At 54.1% G+C, this 12,981-nt stretch carries 13 protein-coding genes; 3 read left to right on the top strand and 10 right to left on the bottom strand.

The genetic code is table 11. The annotated features are described in order from the left end of the window. Positions 1–35: 35 nt before the first annotated feature. Positions 36–968 carry a 16S rRNA (cytosine(1402)-N(4))-methyltransferase RsmH gene (rsmH, locus tag FHS18_RS05370; protein WP_183597770.1) on the bottom strand — a complete coding sequence of 311 codons (933 nt, stop codon included), beginning with the start codon at positions 966–968 and terminating at the stop codon, positions 36–38. 68 nt (positions 969–1,036) lie between these two features. Further along, entirely contained in the window at positions 1,037–1,474 is a 438-nt protein-coding gene (gene mraZ / locus FHS18_RS05365) for a division/cell wall cluster transcriptional repressor MraZ (protein ID WP_183597769.1), read from the bottom strand. A 289-nt stretch (positions 1,475–1,763) separates the two neighbouring features. Between mraZ and FHS18_RS05360 the strand changes: the two genes are divergently transcribed. Continuing rightward, positions 1,764–2,033: a hypothetical protein gene (locus FHS18_RS05360; protein ID WP_183597767.1), complete on the top strand. Its 270-nt coding sequence runs from the start codon at positions 1,764–1,766 to the stop codon at positions 2,031–2,033. Between the two features lie 70 nt (positions 2,034–2,103). Here FHS18_RS05360 and FHS18_RS05355 read toward each other — a convergent pair whose 3' ends face one another. The 6 genes from FHS18_RS05355 to FHS18_RS05330 form a co-directional block, all read right to left on the bottom strand. Then, positions 2,104–3,153 carry a DUF4349 domain-containing protein gene (locus FHS18_RS05355; protein ID WP_183597765.1) on the bottom strand — a complete coding sequence of 350 codons (1,050 nt, stop codon included), beginning with the start codon at positions 3,151–3,153 and terminating at the stop codon, positions 2,104–2,106. Positions 3,154–3,350: 197 nt separating this feature from the next. After that, positions 3,351–4,607 (bottom strand): adenosylhomocysteinase, encoded by a 1,257-nt coding sequence (locus FHS18_RS05350; protein ID WP_409348537.1) that lies wholly within the window; start codon positions 4,605–4,607, stop codon positions 3,351–3,353. Positions 4,608–4,679: 72 nt separating this feature from the next. Beyond that, positions 4,680–6,335 carry a bacillithiol biosynthesis cysteine-adding enzyme BshC gene (gene bshC, locus FHS18_RS05345; protein ID WP_246427471.1) on the bottom strand — a complete coding sequence of 552 codons (1,656 nt, stop codon included), beginning with the start codon at positions 6,333–6,335 and terminating at the stop codon, positions 4,680–4,682. 133 nt (positions 6,336–6,468) lie between these two features. Then, the gene (locus tag FHS18_RS05340; protein WP_183597761.1) at positions 6,469–6,864 is read right to left on the bottom strand and encodes a DUF3397 family protein; all 396 of its coding nucleotides are present in this window, start codon (positions 6,862–6,864) and stop codon (positions 6,469–6,471) included. A 29-nt stretch (positions 6,865–6,893) separates the two neighbouring features. After that, entirely contained in the window at positions 6,894–7,844 is a 951-nt protein-coding gene (locus FHS18_RS05335; protein WP_183597759.1) for a ketopantoate reductase family protein, read from the bottom strand. 198 nt (positions 7,845–8,042) lie between these two features. Next, positions 8,043–8,690 (bottom strand): RsfA family transcriptional regulator, encoded by a 648-nt coding sequence (locus FHS18_RS05330; RefSeq protein ID WP_183597757.1) that lies wholly within the window; start codon positions 8,688–8,690, stop codon positions 8,043–8,045. A gap of 271 nt (positions 8,691–8,961) precedes the next feature. Here FHS18_RS05330 and FHS18_RS05325 point away from each other — a divergent pair, with 271 nt between their 5' ends. Beyond that, positions 8,962–9,198: a DUF2626 domain-containing protein gene (locus tag FHS18_RS05325; protein WP_183597755.1), complete on the top strand. Its 237-nt coding sequence runs from the start codon at positions 8,962–8,964 to the stop codon at positions 9,196–9,198. Between the two features lie 66 nt (positions 9,199–9,264). On the opposite strand, the gene FHS18_RS05320 is transcribed toward FHS18_RS05325, so the two are convergent. Continuing rightward, on the bottom strand, positions 9,265–10,524 hold the full coding sequence (locus FHS18_RS05320; RefSeq protein WP_246427506.1) for a class I SAM-dependent methyltransferase: 1,260 nt from the start codon (positions 10,522–10,524) through the stop codon (positions 9,265–9,267). A 47-nt stretch (positions 10,525–10,571) separates the two neighbouring features. On the opposite strand from FHS18_RS05320, the gene FHS18_RS05315 reads away from it, so the two are divergent. Continuing rightward, positions 10,572–11,660: a coiled-coil domain-containing protein gene (locus FHS18_RS05315; RefSeq protein ID WP_183597751.1), complete on the top strand. Its 1,089-nt coding sequence runs from the start codon at positions 10,572–10,574 to the stop codon at positions 11,658–11,660. 1 nt (position 11,661) lies between these two features. Here FHS18_RS05315 and FHS18_RS05310 read toward each other — a convergent pair whose 3' ends face one another. Continuing rightward, positions 11,662–12,930, bottom strand: coding sequence for an extracellular solute-binding protein (locus FHS18_RS05310; RefSeq protein WP_183597749.1), 1,269 nt, complete (start codon positions 12,928–12,930; stop codon positions 11,662–11,664). Between the last annotated feature and the right edge of the window lie 51 nt (positions 12,931–12,981).

The following is a 12,981-nucleotide window of genomic DNA, read 5'->3' as shown; positions in this document are numbered from 1 at the left end:
CGAATGTTGGTACGATTGTTTGTATGTTGAAAGTATTATAGTTTCTCTGCGACTCGAAGCTTCGCCGATCTGGAGCGCTTGTTCAATGCCAATTCCTCTTCGCTTGGCACGATCGGCTTCCGGTTGACCAGCTTCAGCTTGCCGTTCCCGCTGCATACGCACATCGGGAAATCGGGAGGGCATGTACAGCGTTCCACGTACTTGGCGAACAGCTGCTTGCAGATCCGGTCTTCGAGCGAGTGGAACGTAATGACCGACGCTCTGCCGCCCGGATTAAGAACCCGCACTGTCTGCTCGAGCGCCGTCTCTTCGGCACCCAGCTCGTCATTCACCGCAATGCGCAGCGCCTGAAACGAACGTTTGGCCGGATGCGGTCCCGTACGTCTTGCCGCGGCAGGGATGCCCATCTTGATGAGTTCCACGAGTTCCCCCGTCGTCTCAATCGGCTTCGCTTCACGGGCCGCAACAATCTTCTTGGCGATCTGTCTAGCGAAGCGCTCTTCCCCGTAATCCGCCAGAATGCGGGAGATCTCCCGCTCGTCCCACGTATTGACGATGTCTTCCGCCGTCAGCAGCCCTTGTTGATCCATTCTCATATCGAGCGGCGCGTCATGATTGTAGCTGAATCCGCGGTCCGCCTCGTCTAGCTGAGGACTCGATACGCCAAGGTCGAACAGTACGCCGTCGACGCCGTCGATGCCGAGATTCGCCAGCTCCGCTTCAAGATGGCGGAAGTTATTCTTCACAAGGGTGACCCTGTCCCAATAAGGAGCAAGGCGTACCCGCGCATTCTCATGTGCCCATTCATCCTGGTCGAAAGCAATCAGCCGCCCCTTGGGGCCAAGTCGCGATGCGATGAGCTCGCTGTGACCGGCTCCTCCGAGCGTGCAATCGACGTAGATGCCATCATCTTTGATCGCCAAGCCATCGACTGCTTCTTCCTTGAGCACTGTTATATGTTGAAACAAGTTGTTGCCCTCCCGGCTCTAAGGTTTCACATGCCGCTGGTCCGAACGTCCATGCTAAGCGGTCCACCTTAAAAATTAAAATCGAAATCGACCAGTTTCTCCGCGATTTCGTTGAATGTCTCTTCCGACTGCTGGAAATAGCCTTCCCAAATCGATTTGGACCATATTTCCACTCGATTGGAAACGCCAAGTACGATACAATCCTTATCTAGTTTGGCATATTCGCACAGGTTATTCGGCAAATTTACCCTTCCCTGTTTGTCGAGCTCGCATTCCGTGGCGCCAGAGAAGAAGAAGCGCGAGAATGCTCGGGCGTCCGACTTCATGAGGGGCAGGGACTTCAGCTTCTGCTCAAGCACATGCCATTCGCTCATCGGGTAGACGAACAGACAATTGTCCAGTCCTCGGGTGGCGACGAACTTGTCGCCAAGCGCTTCGCGGAATTTGGCTGGGATTATGATACGGCCTTTGTCATCGATGCTGTGTTGATATTCCCCCATGAACATCCGGCCGCTCCACTCCTTCCCCCAAAACCTCCACTTAACACCACTTTTCACCACTTGGAATGTTCTATTCGCCGCAAGAAAAGCAATTCCTGCCTGCTTCCGCCGATTTTAAAATATTTTATGGGATTAACCTTGTAAAAACTTTGTTACACTTTTGAAACCTTTTCTCATCTTCATTCGTGTAAGCTAAAAACAGGAAGAACCAACCATACCTTCAAGCATGCCCCAAGAAGCGCGCTTTATTGCCGTACGCGGCCTGCTTTTGTTGATGAAAGTAGGGAGAGAACTTATGAACGGTGTTGCCGACCGGACAATAGAATTGCTGCGCCCCGTCGAAGTGCTGTGCTACCAGGTTGCCTACTACCTGCTTGGTAACGCCGCAGATGCTGCGGCAGCCAGCGAAGAGGCGCTGCTGGCGATGTACCGCAAGCCTTGCTTGAAATCGCTGACCGAGGAGGAACTCCATCGGTTAGCCAAAGACACCGCTATTCGCTGCTCGCTCTCGCGGGCCAAAGCCATAAAAATAGAGCAGGATCAAAGCTCGCTGCAGCGGCTTTAATCCTGCTCTATTTGTTTAGGCTCGGTCGTGATCCTCAATAGTCGGCGCCTGGCTATCTTCCGCGGAATCCTTAAGCCGGTCGGCCGCATGGTTGGAAGTAGGCATCGGCAGCGCCGCTTGCTTCTCTCTCCTTCGGCTTCGGTAGATCCAATAGACGGTCCCGCCGATCACCGCAAGCACGACAAGGATCGGAATTAACGCAGCCATCACGATCGCAGTCCCTTGCGCGGCATTCGCGATAAAGGACAACCCGCCGTTCCATGCGTTCGCTCAGCCGCTGTCCGAAGCCCGATTCTTCCTTCGCCTCCTGGATCGGAGTGACCGATTGCTGATAGACGCGCAGCTCGACGGTCGAGAACGCGACATTTTGATCCAAATACCGCATTCTCCCTTTAATCCGTTCAATCTCGGTCTGCACCTCTCCCAACTCGGTGGAGAACTTGAGCAGATCATCCGCTTTCGTCGCTTTATCCATGAAACTTAGCAGTCTCGCTTCAACAACTTGCCTCGCTTTCAATCTCGCCTCCAGATCGACATATTCCTCCGTTACGTCCGTGCCCTGAAGACTTTTCTCGAGCGCTTTATGTTCGATGTTCTCGATCCCGGCAAGGAACGACATGAATCCTTTGGCCGGCACCTTGATCGTATACGTCCCGCCCAGCTCGTGTGCCGTCTGCTGATCCGAGAATTTAACGATATACCCGCCGGATAACGTAATCGCATTGCTGATCTGTGACTGTGCCGCCCCATAATCCTCCACTTGCATGGCGACGTTCGCCCGATAGACCAGCTTGCGATTGAAACCCGCATCGTCGGCGACATTGCCGATTATGCCAGTCCCTTCATTGCCGGCTTCGGACGAGATGCTGTCTGCGGTACCGGAACTACCCGAAGGGGCTGAATCTCCCGCTCCTCCCTCGTCGTTCGCAGTGCCCTCTGCCCTTCCAACCTCCACTCCAGCATCGTCCGTAGCTGAAGACTGCGCCTCGCCGTCCGAGTTGCTGAACGACGCGCTGCTCAGACTGTCCTCATTCGCTGCAGAGCAGCCTGCCAGAACAGCACCGATACCGATCACCAGCAGCGCGAGCAATGCATAGATGCGCAAATTTCGTCCCCTCATCGATCTGACCCCCTTCTTTTATATGGCCTGCACCCTCCTGACGCATTGAATTAGAAAAATGTTCCAGATCAAGCCGACAACTGCCACGCATTGCGGACGAAAATGCCATCCGCGCACAAAAAAAACCGTTTCTACCGAATGCCCCAAGGAGCCATTCAGCGAAACGGTTATTCGGCAAGACAGGCTGAGTAGCTAGCCTACGACCAGCTGTCTTGATATTTCTTCTGTGCTTCCGTCAGCGTATCGATGCCGATGCCGAGCGATTCCAGCTTGTAACGGGCAACTTGCTCGTCCAGCTCATAAGGAACGTTCGCAACTTTCGCGCCCATCGACTGGTAGTTGTCATTCACATACTTGAGCGACAACGCCTGCAATGCGAAAGTCGTATCCATAATCTCAGCCGGGTGACCGTCGCCGGCTGCCAGATTCACCAGTCGGCCTTCGGCCAGCAGGTACACTTTGCGGCCATCCTTCAACTGATACTCTTCAATATTGTGGCGAACCGTCCGCTTGCCCGTCGAACGTTCAGCCAGCTCCGGCTTGTTGACCTCAACGTCGAAGTGACCAGCATTGCAGAGGATTGCGCCGTCGCGGATGACGTCGTAATGCTCGCCGCGAATGACGTCTTTATTTCCCGTAACGGTGACGAAGATTTCGCCAATCTTCGCCGCTTCGATCATCGGCAGCACCGTAAAGCCGTCCATATGCGCCTCGACCGCTTTGATCGCATCTACCTCGGTTACGATCACGTTCGCGCCCAACCCTTTCGCGCGCATCGCGAGTCCCTTGCCGCACCAACCGTAACCGACGATAACGACATTCTTGCCGGCGATCATCAGGTTCGTCGTACGCATAATGCCGTCGAACGCCGATTGACCCGTTCCGTAGCGGTTGTCGAACAAATATTTGCAATATGCATCATTCACCGCCACCATCGGCAGCTTGAGCGTTCCTTCCTTCTCGAGCGCCTTCAGACGGGTAATGCCGGTCGTCGTCTCCTCTGCCCCGCCGCGAATATTAACGAGCAGATCCGGTCGTTCGCCGTGTAGAATCGTCGCGAAGTCGCTGCCGTCATCGATGATAAGATCCGGCTTCGACTCGAGCGCACGGACGATCAGCGACTTGAATTCCTCCGGATCCGGATTGTACTTCGCGAATACGGTGATGCCGTCTTCGACCAGCGCGGCACACACATCGTCTTGCGTGGAGAGCGGATTGCTACCCGTAATGGTCACTTCCGCACCGCCGGCTTGAACAACTTTCGCCAGATAAGCCGTCTTGGCCTCCAAGTGAAGACAAATCGAAACCTTAAGCCCCTTGAATGGCTGCTCCTGTTCGAATTGCTTCCGAATGCGGTTAAGCACCGGCATATGCGCCGAAGCCCAATCAATCTTCAAATGTCCGGCCGGAGCTAGCGACATATCTGCTACGATGCTATTTTCTCTTGCACTCACGTTCAATTTCCTCCATTTCGTCCAACGCTATAGGAGCGTGGTAAAGCTTTAGTATATGTTCGACAACGATGATTATATATAGACAAGTCGATGATTACCCAAAGCGTCAAACGGCACGTCGAGCAGCTGCTTCAGCCAACCCGTGCCATATTGATTCCAATAATGCACCACGTTCAGCACCCGCTCTTGCGGCTGTCCATTCGGCCTGAGCGCAATCGCGATGCGGTCCAACTGATGCGTCACGGCGTCGTATCGCTTGTCATGGGCTTCTCTCGTGCGCATCGCCATATAATCGATCTGATCCAGGATGCGGCCGCGATTCTTGTCGCCAAGCTCAGCAAGGGCGGGTTGCACGGACGAAGCCATTGCCAACAGCGGCTCATACAATTGCGCGAATTGACGCTTCGCCTCTTCGAATTGCTCATGAATCCGCAGTTCATCCTGCTGGTCCAGCCAAGCTTGTTTCTTATCGGCCAAACGATGAACCGTATCGTCAAAGGTGAGCTCAAATTTGGTCATCAGGCTTGCGATCTGCGGCTCTACAAGCGTAAACGACATCCGCGGCACGAGCAGCGGCATCTGCATGCCCATCGCGGCGAAGCCTTCAACCGTTAGCGCCCAATACGCGATCTCGCCTGGACCGAGCACTGCGCCGAGCACAGGCAGCACGTAGTCTTGCATGATCGGCCTTGTCAGCACATTGTTGCTTAGCCGCTCCGGCGATTGGTCGGACATGCGCAGCAGTTCCTCGGCGTCGAGGCTCCAGGTGCCCTTGCGGTTCTCCATCTTACCTTTGCGTTTGTAGAGCAGCGTCCGCTCGCCGGCCAATTTGCCGTCCTCTTCTTGAAAAAGAAATATATTCGCGCAGCCCTCAGTGGCTTCGGCCTGCACCGGGTAACCCAGTTCGCTGACGGCGGCAGCTCCGCGCGCATATGCAGCTCTCAATTCATCGTTATGCGTAATCATCTGGCGGAACATCGGTCCTTCCAGCTTGCGCAGTGACGGGTCGTCCGCATCCATCATCACAAGTCCGTACTCGCCGAACAGATGGCCGATCACATAGGCAAACCAATCACTGAGCGTGGCAGACTGCTCCATGTAACCTTGCAAGACGCTAAGCAATTCTTGCTTGTGCGGCGTATCCGGCAAGTTAGCGGCCAGCTCGTCCATCGCCGTCTGCAACACAGCCAAGTCTAGTTTGGTCCGGCTGACGGAGGTGCGCAATCCCGCATCCCGCTTAACGGCAATCTTCCTTAAACGAACCTGCTCCGTAACGATATAGGCATGATTGGCTTCTTCCCAATCATGATCTTCGCCCGCGATCCAGAAGACGGGCACGACCGGCCTGCCTACATGCCCGGCAGCTTCTTTCGCCGCCTGAATGACCGAGACCGCCTTGTGAATAACCAACATGGGTCCCGTCCATAGACCGGCTTGCTGTCCGCCTACGATTACGGGAGCCCCTTCTTGAATCAATTCAATCCCCCGCTTAACTGCCTCATGGGAGTTGAATCGTTCATTATAAGCCGATAGTACGGCTGACAGCTCGGAGGCAGGCACGCGAGCTTCCTTTGACGCATCCAGGTATGCCATGCGCGTCTGCCAGTCGGCTGCCCGACTCGAATGCTTGCCGATGCGCTCGGCCAGCTTCGGATCAGTCTGATGGATATAAGCCTCAGTCAATGATTGACTCGAAGGCAATGGATAAGTTTCAATCCCCATAGTCATAAGCTTTTTCGCCTCTTAAGCTTCCAAGTGGAGTTTTTTCTCATTTTACACGACAAGTTAACCAAACGACAAGCAATCGGCTCCCCGTGCGGAGAACCGATTGCAGCAAATGTACCGTATAGAAGCGCTTTGATTACATCGTAAACAGGCTTTTGCCGATGCCGATGCACATCAGAAGAATATAGAAGACGCTGATAACAAAAAATCCGATCCGCCATACGGCTCTGGCCAACCGTTTCATATCGATCAAGCCTTTGGACCGATATTGGATGTTCCCGAGCAAGCCGCCGCCGAGCAAAAGCAACAGCATAATGCCGAAGAAACCGAATGTACTGTTGAATATCGTATTGAACAGGACGGTCACACAACCGATCAGAAGCGCAGTCGTGACGTCCATGGCGGTACGGAATGCTCGCTTCCGGTCTCCGGTGTAAGCACCCAAGCCGAAATATACCAAGAGGAAGGGTACGATTGGAACTACGGCCAGTACCGCATAGACATGCTTGAAGCTCTCCCAAATCCACTGCACGCCAGACTGCTCCTCTCACGGATGGTCAATTAGTGTAGCGCCTTCACCATGGCCGTAACCGCATCGTTAAGCGGCGCCGCATGGCCCATTCTCTTCGCCAAGGCGGAGATCCCGCCGTTAATCCAGTCAATCTCGGTTCCCCGTCCTGCCCGCACATCCCGCAGCATGGAAGATTCGTTGGCCGCGGTTGCCTCACAGACGGCAAGCAGCCGTTCCCAAGCTTCCGGTAAGGGAGCAAGACCCGCCTGCCGCAACAGCCGTTCGCTCTCTTGATGCAGCGCGCGCATCATCTTCCTGCGGTGCGGATGGGCCGGAAGTTCACCGTTCGATACGCCGAAGATGGCCGTCAGCGGGTTAATGACAGCATTAATGAGAAGCTTCTCATAGATGCGATTCCTCATCTCATTCGACAGGGAGGCGGCAATTCCTGCCATTCGCAGCAGGTGAAGCAACATTTTTTGCGCCTCATCGCCTTCCGGATCCGGTTCACGCTCCGATTCGATGGCCCCGAACACGAGGCTGCCCTCCCCGGTATGCCGCACCTCGGTTAATGAAGTTCGCATAGCGCCCTCCGTCGTGACCCCCGCGTATACATGGAGCTCCGGGTATAAGGCCTCGAACAGTTCAAGATGGCCGATCCCGTTCTGAAGACATAATATAGAAGGCTTCGAGGCGACAAGCTTGTCCGTCTGAGCCAGCAATTCTCGTGTCATCTGCGGCTGCTTCACCGTGTACCAGACCCAATCTTCCCTAAGCGGCAGATCATGCTTGTCCAACTCGGCTAGCTCGTCGATCGAATACGCGCTGACCGGCATGTGCCGCCATTGCCCTTGCTGCTCCAGCCTGCCCCCTTGTGCCCGGAGCAGTTCCGCCTGCGCGCTCGTACGGGTCACCAACGTGACCAGGACACCTGCGGATGCAAGCCGAAGCCCATACATTAAGCCAAGCGCCCCCGCGCCTACGATATAGATTCGTCCCATAACCCTAGCCTTCTTTCTCGCAGTTCTACTTGTCTATGGTAACAGAATCAGCCTTCTATTGAAAAACAAGTTCAAACTAGCCAAGGCGATGAAACGATACACGCTTAGATTGGACGAAAATAAAATATCCCGCTTCGCCTACTTCAGGCAGCGGGACACTTCTTGGAGCCAGCATCCCGCAAATGGAAGGCTGACCTGCTATTCGATGCGTTCGAGATTGCCGTTCGCATCCATTTTGAAACGCGGTTTCGCTTCGTCTTCCTCGGTAAGTACGGTAAGCCGGCGGGCCCGATCCATAATTTGGATGAGCGTCTTGTAATCATCATTCACGGCACGGTAATCGGTCTGTACATTGTTCACTTCATGGGAGAGTTTCTCGTTCTGTTCGCGAAGGATATAGAGCTCTTCCTCGCGCTCCCGCAGATCGCGCTCAAGCGTTTTAATTTGCCGGTTCAGCTCTTGATAAGTCGTCTTCCATTGACGCAAGAAACGGATAACCGAATCGACGGAAAGCGATTCTTCGGTAACCGGATCATTCTTATAAGACCTCTCTTCCGTCTCGATCGTGCCGAGGGACGAAACATGCGAGGTGGCCGCAAACGATTGTTTCTTCATATAATTTCGTTTCTGCCGCTGTTGTTTGGCTATTTGAATGGCATCCTCGTAGCGCTTGCGAACACAGCTATTCCAGCGGAATCCGCAAGCGGCGGAAGTGCGGCCAATCCGTTCGCCGACCTCCTCGAATGCGGCGAGCTGGGTGCTGCCTTCACGGATATGCCTTAATGTCACCTCGGCGAGAATGAGGTCGTCATCCGGGCTCCACGCATCTTGTCTCACTGCTGTCATGCAACGAAAACCTCCTAACGTTAGGCGCTTACTTTATCTCTATGCCCTTGGTAGAGTTCATAGAATCTATTGGATACTAATTTGTATATCCATTTTTATGAAGGCTCATACATATTTTCGTCACAAGGTGTGCAAACTTAGACTGTCAGCAGACCAGAGTTTGTGAAAAATTTGCCACATATTCGAGGATATGCGTTTACAGCGCTTTCTTGAACCGTTATAATGGGCAATAGAAATCTGGTCGAAACTCCACGAGAGGAGGATTATACACATGGCACGCATGTTCCGGGTGCTCGGATTCTGGACGCTAGTTATCGGCTTAATGGCATTTGCGGGCGATATGGTCGAGATGGCGCTTCTGTTCTTCCTGCAAACAGCTGTTTTCGTCCTGTTAGGCTACTTGAATTTTTCCGAGAGAACATACATATTGATGTTCTGGGGATATATGGTTATTACATTCTGCGGATTCTCCTATTGGACCATCTTCGTAATGGGCAACCCGTTCTAAGCACCATCCTCAGCAGCATGAAGAAAGGCTGTGCCGGCAGACAAGCTCTGCGGGAACAGCCTTTTTTCATTGGGTCAAAACGGGACTCGCGCCTTTGGTCAGAATAAGCACCTTGAACGTTTCGCTCATCCCGTCGCTTAGCAGCAGCTGTCTGATGCTGCGATTGCGCCTGGCTCGCTCGCTGAATGGGTCCGTGCTCCCATGATTATGCAGGTCGGATAACACGCCGTAGTCGATGAGGAACTGCTTTTGAGTGGCATAATAAGCCTGAACGAACCCGGCCGATTCCGCACAGCTGCGGATCGCGCTAAAGTTGACATGGGCTGTAATGTCTTGCTTGCCTGGCCGGATATATGGATTGTCATGCGCGACATGCCCACTGTAACACATTAGTGTGCCGCAATGCCGATGCGCGCCCAACAACTCATCCGTTTCGTGGCCGTAGTCGATCAGAATGAGCGCGCCGGCTTCAATCAGATTCGATATCCGGTGCAGCCAGCTTGCTGCATCGAGGTTGACTTCAATCCGCTGCCCTTCCCGGAGCTTCATCTTGTTCGTCTGCAAATAGTGGATGATCTCCGCATTGCGAAGCGGAATTCGCACTTCCTGCAGCTGATGCTGCTCATCTGCGCGTAACGCTACGCCAATCTCCCACAGTTCCCCCTGGTTCCGTTCGATCAGATGAACGGGGAACGCATCGAGCAGCTCGTTAGCCACCATGACGATAGCCTTATGGCGCCGCCACGACTCTTGAGACGCCTCTTCCTCGCTAAGCAGGGTAATGAACGGGGTGAATCGCGACGTCTCGATCGATTGCCGAGCCGTCGCCAGATGCTCCGGATGATTGTCCACAATCGCATAGGCCATATCGCGAAGACCCGGCCACGACGATCCCTCCCAGCTTGATAGAATTTGTTCGGACAGCCTACCTGTACCCGCTGCCCATTCCGCCGCGTCTGCGCCGCCATCGAAACGGTCGATCCATTCTCGCATGCACAAGGCCACCTTCTCCCCCATGACGCTGCCAATAGCAGAGCTCGTATAGAAGTCACCTGACTTGCCGACACGAACGGAACCTGACCGGTAATAGCCATAATTCGGATCATAGAGGCAGATCTCCATATAGTCGCGGAACGTGATGCATGACAGCAGGATTCCTGCCCCTTCTTGCCATACCGTCCCTTCAATCTTACTGCTAGCGATCCGCTCGCCAATCCGCTCATAGATCGATGCCGCCAGCTGATTCCCCTCCCGTCGTAAGCATTGAAGACTAGCCGCCAGATATAATAGATTGCTTATCCGCATATAGTAGTTCAGTATTGTCATCACACGAAACAGTAACAAGCACATAGGCAAGGAAGGAGTGCTGCATCGTGCGAACAGGCATGAAACGTCGCCGAGCAGGAGCGGTCCTAGCGGGCGCAATCGCCGTCTGGTTAACCATCAGCCCGGCCTTCGCCGCTGTACCAAGCGATGACGAGATTCAGTCCATACTCGAGAAGAGTCTCTCCGTCGTAGAGCTCGATAAAGAAATTAATCGGATCACCTTGCAAAAGGAAGCTGCCTCCCGATCCCTGCAGCAATCCCGCCAAGCGCTTGACGTCCAGGAGCAGAACATTAAGTCCCACCAGGCGGAAGCCGGCAAGGTGCTCCGCGCCTATTACATGGGTGAACGCAACATCCTGCTCACTGCCCTTATATCCTCTCAATCCTTGGACAAGCTGCTCTCCATGCTGGACTATATCGATGTCCTATTCTCGAGCGACAGACAGACGCTGGACGGCTATCTGACCGCTTACCGTGACTTGAAGCAATCGATCACCGGCTTAGAGGAAGAGACGCAGCAGCTTACCGTCATCGAGCAGCAGCTACAGGCCCAGCGCGCTCGCGTTGTCGCGCTGGAAGCGGACGTGAATGAGCAGCTGAGCGGCCGTTCGGATGAAGAGAAGCTACGCCTGATGATCGAAGAGATGACGAATTACTGGGAGACAGCCGGGCTTACGGAAGTGAAGCGGTACTTCAAGGCGTTATCCCAGGCGATGAAGAATATTCCCGACTGGCTGCAGGACCATAAGGAGCTGCTTGCGATTGACGGCTTCAATTACACGCTCGATATTCCCGAACAGACCTTTAATTCGTTCCTTCGCGAGCAGAACGAACTGTTCGAGACGCTCGACTTTACGTTTGCGGAGAATCGCGTAACGGTCGCAGGCCAGCGCGACGGCATGACGCTCTCGATATCCGGCCACTATACCGTGGAGGATGAACCGAAACACGGGATCTATTTTCATGTGGATGAGCTACTCTTCAACGGGCTCGCCCTTCCGGATACGACGCGCCAATCGCTGGAGCAGGAATTCGATCTAGGGTTCTATCCGCAGAAGATCGTCTCCTTCCTGAAAGCCAAGAGCGTCCAAGTCGAGGACGGCCGGCTTATCATTAAGTTCGCGATTAATCTGTAGGTTAAGACTTAGCCAGGAACTGATTCCATTGCGCAACGATTCGTTGCACCCCTTCCTCAGTCAGACCGCTGTTGTCCACCTGATGCCACATGGATGACCAGCGCTGCCATTTTGCCCACCAGTCCGGTACCGGCGAATACGCAGCCTTCGTCATCACTGCCAACATCGTATAAGGTGGGCGCAGCACTACGTCCCCCCGGTCATACTGGTTACGGTAGATCGCATTAAGAGCCGGCAGCCTTCCCGTTACGCTATAGCGGCTCTGCTGTTCGATCGATTCCGTCATCGCCCCGAGCCACCGCAGCGCCGCCTCCTGTTCCTCCGATTGCGACGACACCACAAAGCTGCGACCTCCCGTCCATATATAATGGGACGCTTCTTCGTCAATACGCAATTGGGCGTGAAGTTCCGCCGACAGCCGGACGTATTCCGACCATGGCATCACAGCGGACAGCAGCTTCCCTGTATGTAGCCGTTCTTCCAGCTGGCGATTGGAATCCGCGCCGTTGCTGTTCGTAGTCAAGTACTGCAGCCGTTTCACCGCGTTCCCGTCCAACGCCTCCAAGTCCCTTACGGTACCCCCTATCTCGGCAAAAGCCCCCAGCCACGTCTGAACAGCTCGGCCATCCTGAAGCTCCACTCCGACGGGCGAGATGGAGGGATCTTCCGTTAGCAGCTTCTCTGTCACCGCAACCAATTCCTCATAGCTCCGCGGAGGACGGTTCAGCCCCGCTCGGGCAAGCAGCCCGTTATGCCATACGATAATGGACGGGTCCGCATCCACCGGAACGCCCCATATGGAATTGTTCCATTTCAAAGATTCTGTTAACGCTTTCAACTGTTCGTTAAGACGGTCGCCGGTATAGAAGTCATCCATCTGCCGCAAATAGCCTTTCACGGCGAAATCAATGATGCGTTCATTCTCCATTAAATAAATATCACTCGCTAAACCTAGCTGCGCTTGATCGGACCAAAGTTCCGCTGCCTCTGGCTGCTCGTTGCGAAGAACCACCTGCACATCCGGATTGCGCTGCATGAACAGCTCCGTTCGCGCCGTCCAATGGTCAAACTCCGACGGATTGACGGCGAGCGTAACGTGAAGAACCGCAATATGCTGGTCAACCTCGTTCACTTGGGTAGGTCGCTGGGCATTCGTCCGGCCTTCGGAAGGTTCCTCAACCAGGCCATTTCCGGCAAACAGCGGAAATAAAAGTGCCACAGATGCGGTAAACACGCCTAACAGGACAACAACCACTCTTCTGCGATCCACTTCTTCCTCCCTTTCCCACAACTGGTTTATCCGTATTGTAGCAAAGATGAA

Origin of the sequence: Paenibacillus phyllosphaerae, from assembly GCF_014192105.1 — a bacterium.
GTDB classification, from domain to species: Bacteria; Bacillota; Bacilli; order Paenibacillales; family Paenibacillaceae; genus Paenibacillus_Z; species Paenibacillus_Z phyllosphaerae.
This window is presented reverse-complemented; position numbering and strand designations above follow the sequence as displayed.